This window comes from Bradyrhizobium zhanjiangense (genome assembly GCF_004114935.1).
Taxonomy (GTDB): domain Bacteria; phylum Pseudomonadota; class Alphaproteobacteria; order Rhizobiales; family Xanthobacteraceae; genus Bradyrhizobium; species Bradyrhizobium zhanjiangense.
Window position 1 is genome coordinate 1,035,792 of the sequence record NZ_CP022221.1, and the last position, 18,287, is coordinate 1,054,078.

Below are 18,287 nucleotides of genomic sequence, written 5' to 3' on the forward strand. Positions count from 1 at the left end.
GGCCCCGGTCATGGAGCGCCCGGACATCCTTCGCGCAGGCGCGATGATCATCGTGTTTGTGATTTTCCTCGCAGCGCTGCATGTCATCCATCGGCGTCCGGCCGAGCGGCCGGTATCCGACGTCCCCTCTGTCTCCGCTCCCGATGACCTTTCGGCCGAGCTGCTCCGCTGCGCTGAGCTTGGACCCCAGGATGCCGAAGATCCGCACTGCCAGGCGGTTTGGAAGGAGAACCGCGCGCGCTTCTTCGGCAGGCCGGCGCGGCCACTTCTGCCGCAGGCCGCGCCGGCCACACTGCCGATGACGAGCGCTCCGCAGGGAGGGAGGTCGTGAACAACGTCGGCGTTATCGACACCTTCCTCAATACGTTCACGACCTACATTGATTCGGGTTTCGGCCTGATCAAGGGCGAAGTCACGTATCTGTCGTCGACATTGATCGTCATCGACATCACGCTCGCTGGCCTGTTCTGGGCCTGGGGCGCAGATGAGGACATCCTCCAACGGCTGGTGAAGAAGACCCTCTACATCGGCTTCTTCGCCTTCATCATCACCAACTTCACCAAGCTCTCATCCATCATCTTCAATAGCTTCGCAGGCCTCGGCCTGAAGGCCGGCGGCTCGTCGATCTCGACCGCGGATTTCCTTCGTCCCGGCAGGCTCGCACAGGTTGGGCTCGACGCTGGGCAGCCCCTGCTGGACGCAGCAAGCCAGATGATGGGCTTCACCAGCTTCTTTGCGAACTTCGTCCAGATTGCCGTGCTGATGGTGTCCTGGCTCTTGGTGCTGATCGCCTTTTTCATTCTGGCTGTGCAGCTGTTCGTCACGCTGATCGAGTTTAAGCTGACGACGCTTGCCGGCTTCATCCTCATTCCCTTTGCGCTCTTCAACAAGACCGCCTTTCTCGCGGAGAAGGTGCTGGGTAACGTCGTTGCCTCCGGCGTGAAGGTCATGGTGCTCGCCGTGATCGTCGGCATCGGCACTGGGCTCTTCTCTCAATTCACCACAGCCTATGCCGGCGGCCAGCCGACCATCGAGCAGGCGCTCTCAGTCGTGCTGGCAGCGCTCGCCATGCTCGGCCTCGGCATCTTCGGTCCCGGCATCGCCAGCGGTCTTGTCTCGGGGGCGCCGCAGCTTGGCGCGGGCGCTGCCGTCGGCACCGGTCTCGCCGTCGCCGGTACGGCGATGGTCGGCGGCGCGGCGTTCGGTTTGGCCGGAAGGGGAGCGATGGCAGCGAGCTCCGGTGCTGCGGCCGCCGCACGTGGTGGTGCGGCGATGGCCGGCGGCATGTCCACGGCCTTCAGCCTCGCATCGGTCGGCAGGTCTGGCGCCGGCGGCGTCGCGGCCGGTCTCAGTGGCGCAGGTCGTGCGGCGGCTAGTCACGGGACAGTTCCCGTCAGACGCGCCGCTTCGCAAGCGGCGGGGGCAATGAGGGAGAGCTTCGCCTCCGGTGCCCGTGCCGGCGTCGTCAACACGGGTGGCACCTCGACCATGGGAACCATCGGGAGTGGCGAGGCCGCAAATGATGGGGCCGCGTCTCAAGCAGCGAGCCCGCCCGCCTGGGCCCGGCGCGTCAAGCGCAATCAGGCCGTCATTCACGGCGCGCAGACGGCCGCGCAAGCCCTCAAATCAGGCGACAGCCACGGTGGCGGTCACTCCGTCGACCTCTCGGGAGGAGAATAATTGATGTCAGTCTTTCGGCGATCGTCGGTGCGCTACGGCCGTACACCCGAACCCGAAACGCCCTATCAGCGCGCTGCGCAAGTTTGGGACGAACGCATCGGCTCCGCCCGCGTGCAGGCCAGGAACTGGCGGCTGATGGCTTTCGGTTCGTTGATCCTCGCTTCCGGCCTCGCCGGGGGGCTCGTCTGGCAATCCACGCATGGCACCGTCGTGCCCTGGGTGGTGCAGGTCGACAAGCTCGGCGAGGCGCAAGCCGTGGCGCCCGCCGTCGCCGACTACAGGCCGAACGACCCGCAGATTGCCTGGTATCTCGCCCATTTCATCCAGATCGTTCGCTCACTTCCGGCCGACCCGATCATCGTGCGGCACAACTGGCTGCAGGCCTATGATTTCACGACCACGGCGGGCGCGGCGGCGCTGAACGACTACGCCCGCGCCAATGACCCCTTCGTCAATCTCGGCAAGCAGCAGGTCGCCATCGACGTCTCCAGTGTTATCCGTGCCTCGCCCGACAGTTTTCGCGTGGCCTGGGTTGAGCATCGCTATCAAGACGGGGCGCTCGCCGGCACCACACGTTGGACAGCGATCCTCACCATCGCGATTCAGCCGCCCACCGACGCCGATCGGCTGCGCAAGAATCCACTCGGCATCTACGTCAACGCCATCAACTGGTCAAAGGAGCTGGGACAATGACCCCGCCGATTTTCTCGAAAGCCGGCGGTCCGGCTTCGCGTTTCTTCATCGTTCTGCAAAACCGGAGAGTCGGCGATACGTCTCTCCGTAAACCCGCCTTTGCGGCTTTACTGATGTCCGTCTCTGCCCTTGGCGGCTGCGCACACAGTTTCATCCCGCCCGACATTAATTACGATAGCGCTGAGCCGGCAGCGCTCACCACTGATCCGCCGCCGCCGGTCAAGATCGTAGAATTGCCAAAACCCCTGCCGCTGCCTGGGCAGTTAAAACCGCTCGCCGCCGGCAAACGGGTCCCCGAAGCCACTGATCCGAAGGTTCGCGTCAAGCAGGCCAACGCTGCGGCACGGGTGCAACCGGTCCGCAACGGATTCATCAACGCGGTACAGGTCTATCCGTTTTCCGGCGGAGCCCTCTACCAGGTCTATACGGCGCCCGGCCAGATCACCGATGTGGCCCTGCAGGAGGGCGAGCAACTCGTCGGCTCCGGTCCGGTTGCCGCTGGTGACACCGTGCGTTGGATCATCGGCGATACCGAGAGCGGGGCGGGCGCGACCAGGAAGATCCACATCCTAGTCAAGCCGACGCGGCCGGAACTGGTCACCAATCTCGTCGTCAACACCGATCGGCGGACCTACCTGCTCGAGCTGCGCTCGACCGAGAAGACCTACATGGCCTCGGTCTCCTGGCAGTATCCCGAGGACCAACTCATTGCGCTTCGGCGGCAGAATGCGGCTGCTGAAACCGCAGCGCCCATCGCAGCCAGCGTCGATCTCGCCTCGATCAACTTCCGTTACGCGATCGAAGGCGATGATCCGGCCTGGCGTCCGCTGCGCGCCTTTGACGACGGGAACAAAGTCTACATCGAGTTTCCGAGTGGCATCGTTCAGGGCGAAATGCCGCCGCTGTTCGTCATTGGTCCGGCCGGTGGCTCCGAACTGGTGAACTACCGCGTCAACCGCAACTACTACATCGTCGACCGCCTGTTCGCCGCCGCCGAATTGCGTCTCGGCGACAAGGATAGCGAGCGGCGCGTGCGCATTGTCCGCACCGACGGAAGGCCGCGCGCATGGCGATAGATGGCGAAAACGAACATCAGAGCGGCATCCCGCTTGTCGCGCCGCCAGACCTTCGGCTCCGAGGCGAGCGGCCCCGCGTCACACGGCTCTCGCGCAAGGTCCTGATCGGCGTCGGCGCAGTGTCGGCCCTCGCAGTCGCCGGCGCGCTTGGCTATGCCCTCCAGACCGGCAACAAGCCACAGACCGGCCAGGAGTTGCTCAGCACCCAGAACGGGCCTTCGGCCGAGGGCCTCGCCGGGTTGCCGAAGGACTACACCGGTCTGCCGCGTCAGGCGCCGCCGCTCGGGCCTCCACTGCCCGGCGATCTCGGCAAGCCGATCCTCAACGCCGGCGCCGCACCGAACACCATGGCAGCGACGTCAGACCCGGAGACGCAGCACAGATCTCAGGAAATCGAGGCGGCGCGGGTCAGCCGCCTCTTCGCCCAAACTGCTCAGCAACCGCAGAGCACCGGTCAACTCATCCCAAATGCTCCCGCCGGGACCGCGACGACCGCGGCGGCTACACCGCCCGTCGATGCCGGATCCGCCCAGAACATGCAGGACCGCAAGATGGCCTTTCTCACTGCTGCGACGGACAAGCGCACGGTCAGTCCGGACCGGCTCGAGGCCAAGGCCTCACCTTACGTCGTGCAAGCCGGCACCGTGATCCCGGCTGCGCTCATCACGGGCATCCGCTCCGATCTGCCAGGGCAGGTCACCGCCCAGATCACGGAGGCGGTCTACGACACTCCTTCTGGCAAATATCTCTTGGTGCCCCAAGGCGCCAAGCTGATCGGCCAGTACGACAGCTCTGTGGCGTTCGGCCAGAGCCGCATTCTCTTGATCTGGACTCGCATCATCATGCCGGACGGCAACTCGATCGTGCTGGAGCGCCAGCCCGGCGCCGACACCGGTGGTTATGCCGGCCTCGAGGACGAAGTCGACAATCATTGGGGCATGCTGTTCAAGGCCGCCGTCCTCTCGACCATGCTGAGCGTCGGAGCCGAGGCGGGAACGAGCCAGAATGAGAACAACCTTGTCCAAGCAATCCGTAGCGGTGCGTCCAACAGCATTAGCCAGACCGGCCAGCAAATCGTGCAGCGCCAGCTCAACATCCAGCCGACGCTGACCATCCGGCCAGGTTTTCCGGTCCGCGTCATCGTCACGCGCGATTTGGTGCTGGCTCCCTACGGACAAAAAGGTGCGCGATGACGAAGCTCAAGCTTGGACCACTCGAAGACGATAAACCGGTCAAGCTCACGATCGAGCTGCCGGCGGCGGTTTTCAGGGATCTCAAAAGCTACGCCGAGATTCTGACGCGTAGCGGAAGTGCGACGACGCCGACCGAGCCTGCCAAATTGATCGCGCCGATGATCGAGCGCTTCATGGCGACCGACCGCGCCTTTGCGAAGGCCCGGCGAAGTGCTGCTCAACTCTCGCCCGGGTCGGCGGAAAGATCTGGATAGCGTTCACGAATCAAGTCGAGAAACGGACGTACTAATGGATTGCCGTTGGACTGCCGCCAATAGACGCGGAAGCTCAGCCGCGTCGGCCCCTCGGCATCATGTACCTCCCGAAAGGTGACACCGGGATAAGTAGCGCCAGTCGCACTTTCCAGGGCGAGGAGAATACCGAAGTCCATGCCCACCAGGGAGAGAAGCCTGTCGAGCCCCACGTCATGGCGAAGCGGCTTGCAAGGATCGGAAGATCCTAATTTGCTGATGAGAAGCTTGAGGAGTTCCGGTCCGGGGCCACGCTGTGACATCAAAAGCTGTTCGCGCCGCAGTTCGCCCCAGTGAACTACGTCATGACTTGCCAAAGGATGTTTCGCAGGGAGGGCAGCAACAACACGTTCGCTCCAGAGCACCAATGACTTGCCGCTCCAATTCGGATTGGGATCTGCTACGACAGCGACATCGATGGCTGAGCTGGCGAGGTCCGAAATCAGATGCTCGCTCGCTCCGTCGACAAACTGTCTATCGACATCGGGAAAGCGGTGCCTGTGCTCGAGGAGAGTGGCTCGGAGATTGCCGGCTGACAGGGAGGTATGGATCCCGATGGTCAACCGACCGCTCTCGCGACGCGAGCGGGTCTTGAGGCGAGCGGCCATTGCTTCAGATTCGCCTACGATGCGCCGGGCATCCTCGAGAAATTCTCGACCTTCCATCGTTGGTCGCGTGCCTCCGTTGGTGCGCTCGAATAGTTTGCTGCCCAACGTGTGTTCGAGACTTCGTAGGCAGCGACTGAGCGTCGACTGCTTGATTCTAAGCGTCTCTGCCGCTTGACGGATGCTTCGATGCTGGGACGCAGCGATCGCCCAGCGTAGATCTCGAAATTCCACAGCCACGCTCGAAGCCCTATGGTGAGTTGTGGGACCAAGTGTTTTCTTGCCCCTCCATTGTGTTGCGTCAGCTCCTACGACTTCGGCCGGAATACGTATTTCAACACCGAGGTTATTTCAAACGTTAGGATGCGTGATGGAAAAAGACAACTACAGGCTACTCACCGTCTGATGAATTCGGTTCTCTCTCTCTCTCTCTCTCTCTCTCTCTCTCTCTCTCTCTCTCTTCCGTTTTTGCGTCGTTGGGTCAGAGGACAATCAAACAGCACAGTGAGCAGGTGGCTGAAGGACGCGATCCGCGGCTTTCATTCGTACCCTCGGCAGATCTTGGGCCGATCAGCAAGGGCCCGTTTATCGCCCGGTCGATCGTTCCGGCAACGTTCGGCATGGGGACTGGGTTGATAAGCGATACTAACCGGAGGGCCTCGATCCTGCGGCGAATGTCGCCAAATGATCCGGCCCAGCCGGCTGCGCGAATTTTGCGGTCGCTGACTGCAATGCCTTCCCTCCCTAGAGCTTGCGCGAAGCCACTTTGTTGGTCTGTTTGGCTTCCGTCTCCTGAAGGTGCCGAACCAGAAGCTCGCCTGAGGTCTTGTTGTGCTCGCGTGCGTAACGTTCGGAGGCGGCCGCATCGCCCCTGAGCAGCGCGTTGACCATTTTCTCGTGGTTCGCGATGACCATGTCGGGCCGTTCAAGGATTGCGTTTGAAGAGGCCATGTACATGCAAACCTGATGTTCGACTAAGCCGTAATGATCGGCGAGGCGGTTGTGTCCCGAAAGGACAACGATCGTCTTGTGAAGCGCGAGATCACTATCGTTAATCCGCTTCTGGTTGCGGCTTTTTGCGGCGGCCTTCATGTCGTCGTAAGCCGCCTCGATCGGTTGCCTCCGATTCGGGTTGGCGGCAGCGAGCTGTGCGGCCAGGCCCTCGAGGCTGGATCGAAGTGTGTAGAGCTCCCATGCATCCTTGGATGTCAAGCTCGCGACTTCCCAGCCCGAGTAAGGCTTCTGCTTCACCAGGCCCTCGCTCATCAGCCGCTGCAACGCCGCCCTTATCGTACCCCGCGACACGTTGAGCTCCGTGGACAGTTCGGTTTCTGTCAGGCGCTTTCCCGGCGCGAGGCCGCCACTGGTGATCGTCTGGCGGATAACGTCGGCAGCCGCACGGTCCAAACTCCGCTTCTCGACTAATCCCGAGATGATCTTAGCAGCCATTCTTCCTCCAACCGCGTTTGCGGAATGTTCGTTCTGAGTCACGGCGGATATTGGCGAACATTCGCCATTGACACCAGAGAATTCGTGTTGTTTGTTAATTGTCGACAATCAGCAGTTGAGCGGGGCCGTGCTTGCGCATTTCCGAAACCAAGGGCGTTAGCTTCGCCGGTCTGCAGCGCCTTTCGTCGTCAGCCGCCTCTCACAAGATCGTAAAGGCGGATGCGATCCTGGTATCGATTCCGTTCGAATCCGGCGGAGTGCCGCCTTGGAGCTTCGGCGGAGCGCCGAAACTGCAGTTCGACACGCTGTTGGTGAGACTGGAAACCGAACAGGGCATCGTGGGGTGGGGCGAAGCCTTCTCGCGGTGCGAGGACAAGTCGCTCAAGGCGATGATCGAGACGCGCGTGTTACCGCTCGTGATCGGCCGGAGCGCCCTGGAAATCGGCAAGATCAAGTATGATGTGGAATTCCGGCTCCAGAATTTTGGCCGCGTGGGCCCTATCATCTATGGCGTCTCGGCGGTCGACATCGCCCTGTGGGACATCCTCGGCAAGATCTCCGGACTGCCGCTCACCGCATTGCTAGGCGGTGCATTCGCCAGCGAAGTCGAGGTCTATGCCAGTCTGATGCGCTACGGCAATTGCGCCGATGTCGTCAGGGCCACCCGGCAGGCAATTGAGCGCGGATATCGTTACATCAAGTTGCACGAGATCACCGAGGACGAAATCCACGCCGCCGTCGAAGCCGCAGGGGCGCAGGCCGCCGTCATGCTGGATACCAATTGCCCATGGCCGGTGGCGGAGGCGCTCAAATACGATCGGCTTCTCGAGCCTCTCAATCTGTACTGGCTGGAGGAGCCGGTCTGGCCACCAGAGAACTATGCTGGGCTGGCCCGCATTCGTTCAACCGGGCGGCACCACATCGCCGCCGGCGAAAATGCCGGCAGCCTGCATGATTTTGTTGCGATGATCGCCGCAGGGGCCATCGACATTGCGCAGCCTGATGTCGCGAAAGCTGGCGGTATTTCCGAGCTCGTGAAGATCGCATCGCTTTGTCAGGCTGAATCAATCGAATTCGTGCCGCATTGTGCAATCTTCGGCCCCGGCCAGGTCGCGACCATACACCTCAATGCGGCGCAGCGATCAGTCCCGATGCTCGAGCGGCTCTATTGCGACTTCGAGGCCGAGATCTACGGCGGTGCTACGCTTCCGGTCAATGGAAAGGTTGCCGTGCCGACGGGGCCGGGGCTTGGCCTCGACCCTGATCCAGGCGTGATCAACCGCTACCGCGTTGCCTGAAGGACGGAGGCGTTGTGACATGGGCCATAGTTACATTCGTCTCAACAGCGTCGTCGGCGGACCATCACCTAGCCGCGCTGCTGCGCGCAATTGCGCTCTTCGTGAAGGCACGAAGGTTCGCGCAGGCCTGCCTGATCAGCTCGCGGGCGAGATGAAGCAGATCAGCATCGCGCTGGAAAGCGCGGTCCTGGACCAATTTATGTGAAGAGAGCGCTCATCAAGCGCGCTGTTTGCGCGTCTAACCCAAGAAGAGGGGACCCGAAATGGTAACACGGAGAGAGTTGCTTGCAGGAGCCGGAGCAGTTGCCGTGGCTAGCGGAGCGGGTCTCAAACCGCTCCCAGCGAAGGCGGCGCAAAGTAAAACCCTCGTGCTGGCGTCGATGGGCCCGGTCACCGGCAATTGGGATCCGACCTCTCACACGACCCTGGGGCAGTTGAAGTTCGAAAAGTTCGTATTCAATCATCTGACACGCTGCGAAATGCGGGAGGGTAAGTCTGAAGAGCTGACCCCGGACCTCGCCACCAGTTGGAAGCTGATTGATGCGCACACCCTGGAGTTCAAGCTTCGGGACGGCGTCAAATTCCACGATGGCAAGGAGTTCGGTGCTGAAGATGTTAAGGCGACCATGGAGTATGCCTCCAATCCGGCGCGCCCGGCATCCGCCCTCTATCCGGGCCGCGTTGATGTCGAGGTCGTCGACAAACTGACGGTCCGGTTGAAGACCGAAAAACACGGCTACCCCGCGTCTGCCTTCTGGTTCATTTCGAGCTTCCTTCCAATCCTGTCGGCAAAGGATATTGCCGATCCCGCGCTCCTCCAAAAGCGCCCGAACGGCACGAACGCCTTCAAATATGCGGGCACGCAGGGAGACAGAAACAGCCTCGAAGCGAATGATGAATTCTACGGCGGACGTCCCAAGATCGATCGGATCGTCTATGCCTACGTTCCGGACGCCAACACGCGCGCGCTGGGCCTGTTGAACGGCGAATATCACATTGCCGAACGGCTGGAGCCCGAGCAATACGCCTCGTTGTCAAGCAACCCGAAAGTCACCACCCACAGGGCGCTGACGACCGAAAACAAATATTTGCACTTCCGGTGCAACAAGCCTCCCTTCAACGACGCACGCATTCGCCGCGCAGTTTGCCACGCCATCGACCGCGATCAAATCCTGTCGCTGATGGGCGAGGCGGCCACACCGTCTAACTGCTATATTTCGCCGACCAAGTTCGGCTTCACGGACATTCCTGATTATCCCAAGTTCGATCCGGATGCCTGCCAGAAGCTTCTCGCCGAGGCAGGGTTTCCCAAGGGAAGGGGGCTGCCGCAACTCGAATATATCACCTCGATCGGGTTCTATCCGAAGACGAAAGAGTATGGCGAGCTGATCACAGCGATGCTCGCAGAACAGGGGCTTGATGTTCGCCTGACTGTTCTTGAACCGGCCGCGTGGGAGCAGGCGATCTATCGCCGCGCTGACGGCCAGGGCCAGGGCCACATGTGCGACGTCGGCTGGATGACCGGATCGCCGGAGCCGGATCTCGTGCTTCGACCGAACTGGCATTCAAGCGCCGCGCTGATCACCGGGATCAACGACCGGGAAATTGACGCGGTGCTAGACAAGGAACGCGCCGCTACAAACCCGGAAGAGCGCCGCAGCATTTTCAAGAATGAGACGTTTCCCACTCTCGCAAACAAGGTTCCGAGCTTGTCGCTCTTTTCCGCCGTGACCTTCCATGCCGCAGCCAGGAATCTGACGGGGGCATACTATTTCCCCAACGGGCCGATTGACCTGAGCAAGGCGGACCTGAGCTAAAGGGGCCGCAGCAAAAGTCTTTGGGAGGCCAGGAGCCGACATGCTGTTTGCGCTCGACTTCTTCGCTCGGCGCCTTGCACAAGGGTTGGTATTGGTCGTCCTCGTGACGATGCTCATCTTTACGCTGCTGCGCGTCGTTCCCGGCGACCCTGTGCGTATAATGCTGGGGCCAATGGCGTCAGTATCTGTCGCAGAGCAGACCGCCAAAGATATGGGCCTGAGGGATCCAATCCCGGTTCAATTCGGCCGCTATGTCGCGCAAATCCTGACGGGGGATTTCGGGAGCTCTTTCGTCAGAAGCGCACAAGGCGGCAGCACTGGCGGCTCGCGAGGCGGCTCGACTTTCGATGCCGCCAACCGTGCATCCGTTTTGGGCCTCATCACAACCAGTCTACCCTTCAGCCTGCTCCTTGCTGGCCTTGCATTCCTGTTTGCCTTGGCAATCGCGCTCCCGATCGGCATAGCCGCGGGCTTGAGATCAGGACGATGGCCGGATCGGCTTGCACTGCATTTGGCTTCCGTCCTGGTCTCACTCCCCAATGTATGGTTGGCCCTCGTTCTCATCTTTCTCGTCTCCGCCAAGGCCGGATGGCTGCCGGCGATCGGCTATCAGGGGCCGAGCTACGCAATCTTGCCCGCCATTGTTCTCGCGATCGAACTTGCTCCGACCCTCATTCGGTCCGTCTCGGTCTCGGTGAGCGGAAATCTTGTCGAGCCATACGTGTCGCAGGGTGAGATTCGCGGTCTCTCGCGCAGCCGAATGATTGTCGCGCACGTGCTGCGCAATTCGAGCATCCCCGTCCTCAATGTACTCGGGATACAGGCCATTGGGGTTTTGCTTGGTGGTCTGTTCGTCGTCGAATACGTCTTCAACTATCCCGGCGTTGGCCTTTTGATGATCAACGCGGTCTTCCAACGGGATTTCCCAGTTATCCAGGCCATCGCGATCCTCGCCTGTGCGACCTTGGTGATGCTCAATATTCTCGTCGACTTTGCAGCGATGGCGATCGACAGGAGGCTCCAATACTAGCATCGACGGAACTTTCGGCCAGGACCGACAGCCCTGCGGCAACACGAGGTCGCGGCATCGCGGCCAGCATCTTCGTGCAGGCATGGCGAACAACTGAGTTCAGGATTGGATTTGCCCTGTTTTGCCTGCTGATCATCCTTTCTGTCCTGGGACCCTACATTCTCAATCTGTCGCCGACCCAATTCAATGTCAGCAAGAAATTCCTGCCACCGGCACTGCTGGATCATTCGAGCTGGCCTTATCTGTTTGGCACCGATCAACTCGGCCGTGATCTGTTTACCCGCTCCCTCATCGGTCTTCGGAATGCCCTGCTGATCGGCATCACGAGCGTTGCGGGAATGTTCATCCTTGGCTCAGCCATTGGCATGATCTCAGGCTATTTCGGCGGATGGGCCGGCTTGCTCTTGATGCGGATCACAGACGCGCAGATGTCGATTCCCGCGATCATTCTGGCGATCACAGTTCTCGGCGTTTCACGTCCCACTCCGCTGGCCATCATCCTTGTTCTGATTCTTGCCGGCTGGCCGGCGTATTCTCGCGTAGCGCGCAGTGTGACCCTGTCCGAGCGCCGCAAAGAATATGTTCGAGCGATAAAGATTCTCGGCGCCTCAGACGCGCGGGTCCTGCTCGTTCATATCGCGCCCAACATCTTGCCTCCGATCGCCTTTGTCGCAATCCTGGACATTGCCCGCATGATGATTTTCGAGGCTGTGCTGGGCTTTATCGGGATCGGCATTCAGCCGCCCACCCCGACATTCGGCACCATCATCGCTGACGGCACGAAGTACATTTTGAATGCCTGGTGGATCACCACGGTGCCAGGCCTCCTGCTCGCGATCACACTCTGTTGCATCAACATCGTGGGAGGAGCTCTCGAGCGATCTCGCAACAAGATCTTGCTGGGATTCGAATGATATCGCCGGTCAACATTCTTGATGTCCGCAATCTGACCGTCACCCTTGATCTCGGGCCGCGCGGAACGCGCGCCGTGCTCACCGACGTCAATCTGAGTGTCGATGAAAACGAAGTGCTCGGCATCATCGGCGAGAGCGGCTCGGGAAAGACGGTGCTGTCGCGGGCGCTTGTCAGGTGGGTCACCAGCCCACTCGAAATCGAATCGGGCGCTATCAGTTATCGCGGCAACGATCTTCTGAGACTACCCCGGGCAAAAATGCAGGCGCTCCGTGGGCGCAAGATTGCCTACATAGGCTCCGATCCCGCCAGTGCTCTCGATCCAACCCTTCCGGTTGGCCGGCAAATCGTCGAAAAACTCAAATCCATCGAGCCTGATATCTCCAACGGCGAGGCAGAGGGACGTGTCATACGCCTGCTCGATGCCGTAAAAATGCCCGGCGCGAAACAGCGATTTGAGGAGTTTCCGTTCCAGTTCAGCGGCGGAATGATGCAACGCGCCCTGATCGTGGATGCGCTCGTGACGAACCCGGACCTTCTGGTCGCCGACAACATTACGCAACCTCTTGACGTTACCGTCGCTGCTCAAATCCTTCGGCTCCTGCGCGAGTTGCAGCGGGATTTCAAGACGGCGATTCTGTTCGTTTCATCTTCTTTCGGGGTCATCAACGAAATCGCGCACCGGGTTCTTGTTCTCGCAGGCGGCCGCGTCGTCGAGACGCAAAGCGTTCAGCAATTGCTCGCGGCTCCGCAACATGCCTATACAAAGCAGTTGATAGCGGACATCCCCCGCATATGGCAGAGCTCGACTGAAGCCGTTGCAGATGAGGTGTCACCTGCCGCAAATGATGTCATTCTGTCGGTGCGAAACGTCAGCCGGATTTATCCCGCGAGGGATAGAAACAAGCTGTTTGCAAACCAGTTCGTGCACGCGGTGCGGGACGCTTCGTTCGACGTTCGACGAGGTGACAATTTGGCGATCGTCGGCGAATCGGGGTGCGGGAAGTCAACGCTTTCGCGTCTCCTGAGCCGCCTGGAGGTCCCGGATTCAGGGCAGATCTTGTTCATGGGCGAAGATATCGCGTCTATGAAGGCCAAGCGCCTATTGGCGCTCCGAAGGAAATTCCAGCTTCTCCTGCAAGATCCGTTTAGCTCCATTCCGCCTCATCTTTCGATCGGGCGAACCATCGCCGAACCTCTCTACGTCCATGGAGGGTTGTCGCGTTCCGAGATCCGCGATCGGGTTGCGGCGACCATGCAGGAAGTCGGACTGTCTCTCGACCTGTTCGGCAAACTTCCGGTCGGATTGAGCGCCGGGCAGCGTCAACGTGTGAGTATCGCCCGGGCCCTCGTTCTCGATCCCGAGTTGCTCATTCTTGATGAGACGCTATCGGCGCTCGACCAGGTCGAGCAGCGCAAGCTGCTCGCCCTTTTTCAGCGGCTTCAGGACCAACGCGGAATTACCTACATCTACATCTCACACGATCTTGGGATGGTGCGGCGAGCCTGCAATCGCATCGCCGTGATGTATCTGGGGCGCGTGGTGGAACTGGCTGACAATCGGACCACTTTCATCGAGCCGAGACACCCCTATACCCGTGCGCTCTTGAGCGCGGTACCGGCGGTTGAGGAACGTCCTTTCAAGGCTGAGACCTACCTCCTGGAAGGTGAGCCGCCCAACCCAATCCACATCCCAGCAGGCTGCAGTTTTAGACCACGCTGCCCGTTCGCGCTCGATAAGTGCGCCATTGATGATCCGCCGCTCGCGGCACGCGGACGCGATGAATTGGCTGCTTGCCATCTGACAGAAATAGACCCGCACCATCAATGACTTTGCAGGATTGCGCGGCCATCCAATGGCGCTCCTATTCGGAGAGTGAACAGCATGGAGTTTGACTACATTGTCGTAGGATCCGGAAGTGCGGGATGTCCTCTGGCGGCGCGATTGGTTGAGCGAAAACAATCGGTCCTGTTGCTGGAAGCCGGGAAGAAGGAGCGTCTCAATCTGTCTCATGTTCCGGGTGCCCTCGTCTATACGATCGGGAATAGACGGTACGACTGGGCTTACAAGACGGAGCCAGATCCGAGCAGGGGCGGCGTGGTCGAGGACTGGCCTCGTGGCAAGGTGCCGGGAGGTTCATCTGCCATAAATGGGATGATCTTCATCCGCGGGGCCGCGCGGGACTATGACGCTTGGGAGGCGCTGGGCAACAGAGGATGGGGATGGAAGGACGTGTTGCCGTACTTCCGAAAAATGGAGACGGCGGATGAGGACAGAGACAATCAATTTCGCGGAGGGCTCGGACCTCAATGGGTCTCAGCTTTACGTTGGCGTCACCCCATTTCACAGAAGTTTATCGACAGCGTTCAAGCCGCTGGCATTCCCTTCAATGAGGATTTGAATGGTGCCTCGCACGAGGGAGTTGCCTGGAACCAAGGATCGACGCGCGACGGGCGTCGGCTTTCGGCCTTCGAGGCTTTCATAAGGCCAAAGCTGTCAGCAACTGATCTGAAGTTCTTGGATGATACCATCGTTCGCCACATTCTGTTTGACAAGACGCGCGCGAGGGGTGTTGCCGCCACGCATCACGGACAAAACGTCGATTTCGTCGCAAGAAAGGGTGTCATTCTTTCGGCCGGCTCCATCAATTCCCCGCACTTGTTGATGCTTTCCGGTGTCGGTGATCCCCGTCATCTCACAAAACATGGCATTATTCCCCGTGTGGAAAGTCCTGAGGTTGGACGGAATTTGATGGAGCACCCGGGTCTGTATGTCCTTGCCGAACTCGATGTAGAGACCGCGAATGCACTGTCGCATCCGGTAAGGGGAGCACTCGCCTTGGCGGAGTGGGTCTTCAAACGGTCGGGGTTCATGAGCGTGCCGACGGCGCAAGTCCTCGCCTTTCTCAGATCGTCTCCTGAGCTTGCTGAGCCGGATCTGCAATTTCACCTCTTCCCGTTCGGCCTCACCAAGGAGAATGGAAGGCTGAAAACCCCGAGAGCTAACCTGGTGACCATCCTCGTGAACGTCAATTATCCGAAGAGCACGGGTCATCTCGAACTGACATCGAACGATCCTCTCGCTCCAATCGCCATCTTTCCGCGCTTGCTTGAACATCCTGATGATTTTGAGGGAGTTATGCGGGGATTGGATTGGGTCCGGAAGATCTGCTCTATGCCTCCGTTCGGCTCTCATGTCGTCAAGTTCAGGGACGCACCCGTACCAGGGGCCGGGCGGCAGGCAGATGAAGCGTATATTCGGAAAGCGACTGTCCCCTTCTTTCATCCCGTCGGAACTTGCCGCATGGGAACAGACGATCGTGCGGTTCTCACGCCTTCTCTCAGAGTGAGAGGTACTGAGAATTTGTGGGTTGCGGACGCCTCCATCTTTCCTCGTCATATCGCTGGGAATACCAACGCAACGTCTATTATGATCGGAGAGAGGGCAGCAGATCTCATCCATCCGTAGTCGTGATTCCGTAAATCAAAATTGGAGAAAGTCCGTGGCGCGCTTCTATGTGCCAGATAGGAAGGATGGAATAGGCACGCATGCATCCGATATCTGTCGTGCTCACTTCGAGAAATCGTATGACCACAATCGTGCGTATTATCGTAATTGTGCCGCGCGCCACGAAAACTGCCCCCTCATATTGGCTCAGATGACAATGTTACCGAAGCGCACCCTAGTGTCTCCTGAATCAGCTGGCCGCGAGTCTGAGCAGGCCGCGCGCAAGGCGCGGCCTCCAGGGCGCGGTAGCGAGCGAGCGGCTTGCGTCGATTCGGCCAAAGAACCTGTCGGGATTAGATACCAAAGCATATCGTGCAGTCATTATGGCTTCGCGCTATGCCTTCGAAGAGACGTGCCTCATGGGAAAACATTCTGAGCGCTGCATAATCCTGCCGACCGGCGTCGCGTTATCGAGATGGCTTGTGTTGCTCTCCCGTCGCGTATGAATGGCTACCCGTTCTTGCGAAGCAGACGCGGCCGCTTAGGCCGGGGCGAAATCTTGAGAATGCTCGCACAGCTCGGCTCAACAAAGAGATCGGACGGATGAACGCCGAGCGCTTCGGAAATGCGATCGAGAACATCAATCGCCGGATTTTTCGATTGGCGCTCAAGACCGGCCAAGTAGGAACGATCGATCCCCGCCGTGCGAGCCAATCGTTCCTGCGACATACCACGTTTGATGCGGATCCGACGGACGTTCCAGGCCAGTAGCGCACGAGGCTTCATGTCTCGAAGCTTGCCATTCCTCGATCGGTTAAAACACTGGCTATCGCCTACCATTTAGATGAAAGTCCGTGTTCTCGCCGCACAAGGAGAAGTGCGATGTTCCGAACCGAGAAACTGGTCGAGGGGCCTGCGGCCCCCGGGCTGTCAAGGCCAAAAAGCACAGGCCGTGTAGTCCCGGACCAAGCATCCGGGGTCGCAACCCCCCTGCTTTTTTGCCCTGACTGCCACCCCCCGCTCATCGCCGCGCGGCTAGTCGGTTGCATGCCGCAACCCTCAAGCCATGAAAGGCAACGACAAGGAAGCAGACATCTGTCAACGCATCCGACCAAATCGTCCGCGAGGTCGAAGACGGCGTGCGACCCTGGATCAAGCCTTGGAATGCCGGTAATGGCAGCGGGCATATCGCGCGGCCCCTGCGCGCCAATGGCATCCCGTAGCAAGGTATCAATGTTCACATGCTGTGGCCGGAAGCCGTAACCAAAGGCTACCGATCGCCGATTTGGATGACGTTCAAACAGGCGCTGGACCATAAGGCCAACGTGCGCAAGGGCGAACACGGCAGCCTCGTCGTTTAAGCCGACAAGCTTGTCCCCACTGAATCCAATGCCGAGGCTGGCGACGCGGTCCATTTCGTTCATGAAGGGTTACACTGTTTGCCGGTCTCTCACACTTGATCAACCAAACCGCGTGCTGCGCAATTTGACGCTATTCGAGATGTAATTGGCTAAAGCGCAAGGCTTACACGCCGACCGACGTCAAACTCCCCAAGCAGCATTCAAGGGCGCGAACACCCGTATCGGAAATCGCAAAGCTGTTGAAGCGGAGTGCGGCCGCGTTGCGGCAGAAGGGCGTTGAAACTCGGTGTCGCGTTAAGTCATCAGCGATAACCTCGGATTCTTGAATGGCCGTCCGGCTGTCTTGTTTTATTGAATTGAGCTCAAGGATTCTGTGAGCATCGTTTGGTTCACGCTTGGGATCGCGGCGCAACACGATCGGCGCTTTCCGCCGATAGGCGCCGTCGCTTCCTGTCAGGCCGTGGCTAAGAGAATGCCGAGTTCAGCTCACTCAGCCTCACGGAGATGGAAGGGCGGGTGGATAGAGAAAGACCCCCGGCCGTCATTGGTGGTCGGCGGACCAACTGTGGTCACGACAGCTTGCCTTCCCTCAGCTCATGGCCCGTAACACCGCCACGCAATAGCTTGTAACCATACTCGGTCATCCACTTCGCGCGGGCCAAATGGCTGTCGAAAGCGCGCCTAGCACGCGCTGGCTCGCGTTCGGGATCGATATGCAGGATGCTCCGTGACACCTCACGCCAGTCGGCCCCTTCCTTGTCGGCATCCAGCATCCGCGAATAGGTGGCGAGATGTCCCTCATCGTAACGGGTAAGCAGCGCACCGGACGGCGCAATGTCGTCGACGTGGGGACCGCGTGTTGGCTTCTGCATTGGCTAACCTCGGTTGGGGTTACCTGGACTGGCCATTCTTGGCCGATTGGGCTGCTGTGCCTAGTGCCATTTTCTGTATCACGTGATGTCATCCATCAGCCGGCTCGGCAGAAGATCATGCTCTTGCAGGGCGCTACATGCGCATAAAATCCTCTCGTGCGATCGCCGAACGGCCCGCCTTAGTCGCGGGGGCTGGAAGAGGACCCGCAGCAGTGCGAAGCTTGCACACGGTACTTTCGCGGACTCCGTTTGCGACTTCAATTGCGCGATTTGCTCTCGCCAAGTGTCTGCACCGCTCTATCGAAAGTGAGAAGGTGATGAGCACGTACGCGATAACATCCTCTGCCGGGTCCTCGGGCTGCTTCGAAAGTGGTCGCCGACTTCGAACCTGAATGTGTCGGTTGATGTACAGCCTTCGTCGACGGCCTGTCGGCAACGCACTCTTTTTTGTGCGATCGTTTTGCGGCCGGATCAAACGCTCGAACCAAGTAGTGTGTACGCGAGATCATGTATTGCGTTCTCGGTGCGTTTCCGCCGCCTTCCTTGAGGATTTTCTGCACGGC

17 protein-coding genes and 1 pseudogene are annotated in these 18,287 nt (G+C 59.8%); 14 read left to right on the plus strand and 4 right to left on the minus strand.

The window, feature by feature from the left end:
• The first annotated feature begins 10 nt into the window (after positions 1-10).
• The 6 genes from trbK-alt to XH85_RS04875 are packed head-to-tail and all read left to right on the plus strand — an operon-like array spanning position 11 to position 4,896.
• A complete protein-coding gene (trbK-alt, locus tag XH85_RS04850; protein ID WP_128930982.1) occupies positions 11-331 on the plus strand; it encodes a putative entry exclusion protein TrbK-alt in 321 nt (106 codons plus the stop codon).
• A complete protein-coding gene (gene trbL / locus XH85_RS04855; protein ID WP_128930983.1) occupies positions 328-1,680 on the plus strand; it encodes a P-type conjugative transfer protein TrbL in 1,353 nt (450 codons plus the stop codon). The genes trbK-alt and trbL overlap by 4 nt, the downstream gene beginning before the upstream one ends.
• Positions 1,681-1,683: 3 nt before the next feature.
• Positions 1,684-2,373, plus strand: a complete 690-nt coding sequence (gene trbF / locus XH85_RS04860; protein WP_128930984.1) for a conjugal transfer protein TrbF — start codon at positions 1,684-1,686, stop codon at positions 2,371-2,373.
• On the plus strand, positions 2,370-3,449 hold the full coding sequence (gene trbG, locus XH85_RS04865) for a P-type conjugative transfer protein TrbG (RefSeq protein ID WP_128937097.1): 1,080 nt from the start codon (positions 2,370-2,372) through the stop codon (positions 3,447-3,449). The genes trbF and trbG overlap by 4 nt, the downstream gene beginning before the upstream one ends.
• The gene (locus tag XH85_RS04870; protein WP_128930985.1) at positions 3,440-4,642 is read left to right on the plus strand and encodes a TraB/TrbI/VirB10 family type IV secretion system protein; all 1,203 of its coding nucleotides are present in this window, start codon (positions 3,440-3,442) and stop codon (positions 4,640-4,642) included. Before trbG ends, XH85_RS04870 begins: the two co-directional genes overlap by 10 nt.
• Positions 4,639-4,896, plus strand: coding sequence for a DUF2274 domain-containing protein (locus tag XH85_RS04875; RefSeq protein WP_091878502.1), 258 nt, complete (start codon positions 4,639-4,641; stop codon positions 4,894-4,896). Before XH85_RS04870 ends, XH85_RS04875 begins: the two co-directional genes overlap by 4 nt.
• Here XH85_RS04875 and XH85_RS04880 read toward each other — a convergent pair.
• Both XH85_RS04880 and XH85_RS04885 read right to left on the minus strand, forming a co-directional pair.
• Positions 4,860-5,777 carry a LysR family transcriptional regulator gene (locus tag XH85_RS04880; RefSeq protein WP_128930986.1) on the minus strand — a complete coding sequence of 306 codons (918 nt, stop codon included), beginning with the start codon at positions 5,775-5,777 and terminating at the stop codon, positions 4,860-4,862. The genes XH85_RS04875 and XH85_RS04880 overlap by 37 nt on opposite strands.
• A 504-nt stretch (positions 5,778-6,281) precedes the next feature.
• On the minus strand, positions 6,282-6,986 hold the full coding sequence (locus XH85_RS04885; protein WP_128930987.1) for a GntR family transcriptional regulator: 705 nt from the start codon (positions 6,984-6,986) through the stop codon (positions 6,282-6,284).
• 131 nt (positions 6,987-7,117) lie between these two features.
• Between XH85_RS04885 and XH85_RS04890 the strand changes: the two genes are divergently transcribed.
• The 7 genes from XH85_RS04890 to XH85_RS04920 are packed head-to-tail and all read left to right on the plus strand — an operon-like array spanning position 7,118 to position 15,512.
• Positions 7,118-8,284 carry a mandelate racemase/muconate lactonizing enzyme family protein gene (locus XH85_RS04890; protein WP_050992058.1) on the plus strand — a complete coding sequence of 389 codons (1,167 nt, stop codon included), beginning with the start codon at positions 7,118-7,120 and terminating at the stop codon, positions 8,282-8,284.
• 19 nt (positions 8,285-8,303) lie between these two features.
• Entirely contained in the window at positions 8,304-8,489 is a 186-nt protein-coding gene (locus XH85_RS04895) for a hypothetical protein (RefSeq protein ID WP_036046003.1), read from the plus strand.
• 58 nt (positions 8,490-8,547) lie between these two features.
• Positions 8,548-10,101 carry an ABC transporter substrate-binding protein gene (locus tag XH85_RS04900; protein ID WP_128930988.1) on the plus strand — a complete coding sequence of 518 codons (1,554 nt, stop codon included), beginning with the start codon at positions 8,548-8,550 and terminating at the stop codon, positions 10,099-10,101.
• A gap of 43 nt (positions 10,102-10,144) precedes the next feature.
• On the plus strand, positions 10,145-11,131 hold the full coding sequence (locus XH85_RS04905; RefSeq protein WP_128937098.1) for an ABC transporter permease: 987 nt from the start codon (positions 10,145-10,147) through the stop codon (positions 11,129-11,131).
• Positions 11,125-12,045 carry an ABC transporter permease gene (locus XH85_RS04910; RefSeq protein ID WP_128930989.1) on the plus strand — a complete coding sequence of 307 codons (921 nt, stop codon included), beginning with the start codon at positions 11,125-11,127 and terminating at the stop codon, positions 12,043-12,045. The genes XH85_RS04905 and XH85_RS04910 overlap by 7 nt, the downstream gene beginning before the upstream one ends.
• Entirely contained in the window at positions 12,042-13,874 is a 1,833-nt protein-coding gene (locus XH85_RS04915; protein ID WP_245473885.1) for a dipeptide ABC transporter ATP-binding protein, read from the plus strand. Before XH85_RS04910 ends, XH85_RS04915 begins: the two co-directional genes overlap by 4 nt.
• A 54-nt stretch (positions 13,875-13,928) precedes the next feature.
• The gene (locus XH85_RS04920) at positions 13,929-15,512 is read left to right on the plus strand and encodes a GMC family oxidoreductase (protein ID WP_128930990.1); all 1,584 of its coding nucleotides are present in this window, start codon (positions 13,929-13,931) and stop codon (positions 15,510-15,512) included.
• Positions 15,513-16,001: 489 nt separating this feature from the next.
• Here XH85_RS04920 and XH85_RS04925 read toward each other — a convergent pair whose 3' ends face one another.
• Positions 16,002-16,277 carry a helix-turn-helix domain-containing protein gene (locus XH85_RS04925; protein ID WP_128930991.1) on the minus strand — a complete coding sequence of 92 codons (276 nt, stop codon included), beginning with the start codon at positions 16,275-16,277 and terminating at the stop codon, positions 16,002-16,004.
• A 353-nt stretch (positions 16,278-16,630) separates the two neighbouring features.
• On the opposite strand from XH85_RS04925, the pseudogene XH85_RS47535 reads away from it, so the two are divergent.
• Positions 16,631-16,852: pseudogene (locus XH85_RS47535) on the plus strand (ArdC-like ssDNA-binding domain-containing protein).
• Positions 16,853-17,421: 569 nt separating this feature from the next.
• Here the strand turns inward: XH85_RS47535 and XH85_RS04935 are convergent.
• Positions 17,422-17,724: a DUF2285 domain-containing protein gene (locus XH85_RS04935; protein ID WP_128930992.1), complete on the minus strand. Its 303-nt coding sequence runs from the start codon at positions 17,722-17,724 to the stop codon at positions 17,422-17,424.
• Between the last annotated feature and the right edge of the window lie 563 nt (positions 17,725-18,287).

Coding starts and splice junctions, on each gene's coding strand:
- trbK-alt (WP_128930982.1), top strand. CDS start 11: ATGGAGCGCCCGGACATCCTTCGCGCAGGCGCGATGATCATCGTGTTT.
- trbF (WP_128930984.1), top strand. CDS start 1,684: ATGTCAGTCTTTCGGCGATCGTCGGTGCGCTACGGCCGTACACCCGAA.
- trbG (WP_128937097.1), top strand. CDS start 2,370: ATGACCCCGCCGATTTTCTCGAAAGCCGGCGGTCCGGCTTCGCGTTTC.
- XH85_RS04870 (WP_128930985.1), top strand. CDS start 3,440: ATGGCGATAGATGGCGAAAACGAACATCAGAGCGGCATCCCGCTTGTC.
- XH85_RS04875 (WP_091878502.1), top strand. CDS start 4,639: ATGACGAAGCTCAAGCTTGGACCACTCGAAGACGATAAACCGGTCAAG.
- XH85_RS04885 (WP_128930987.1), bottom strand. CDS start 6,986: ATGGCTGCTAAGATCATCTCGGGATTAGTCGAGAAGCGGAGTTTGGAC.
- XH85_RS04895 (WP_036046003.1), top strand. CDS start 8,304: ATGGGCCATAGTTACATTCGTCTCAACAGCGTCGTCGGCGGACCATCA.
- XH85_RS04900 (WP_128930988.1), top strand. CDS start 8,548: ATGGTAACACGGAGAGAGTTGCTTGCAGGAGCCGGAGCAGTTGCCGTG.
- XH85_RS04915 (WP_245473885.1), top strand. CDS start 12,042: ATGATATCGCCGGTCAACATTCTTGATGTCCGCAATCTGACCGTCACC.
- XH85_RS04920 (WP_128930990.1), top strand. CDS start 13,929: ATGGAGTTTGACTACATTGTCGTAGGATCCGGAAGTGCGGGATGTCCT.
- XH85_RS04925 (WP_128930991.1), bottom strand. CDS start 16,277: ATGAAGCCTCGTGCGCTACTGGCCTGGAACGTCCGTCGGATCCGCATC.
- XH85_RS04935 (WP_128930992.1), bottom strand. CDS start 17,724: ATGCAGAAGCCAACACGCGGTCCCCACGTCGACGACATTGCGCCGTCC.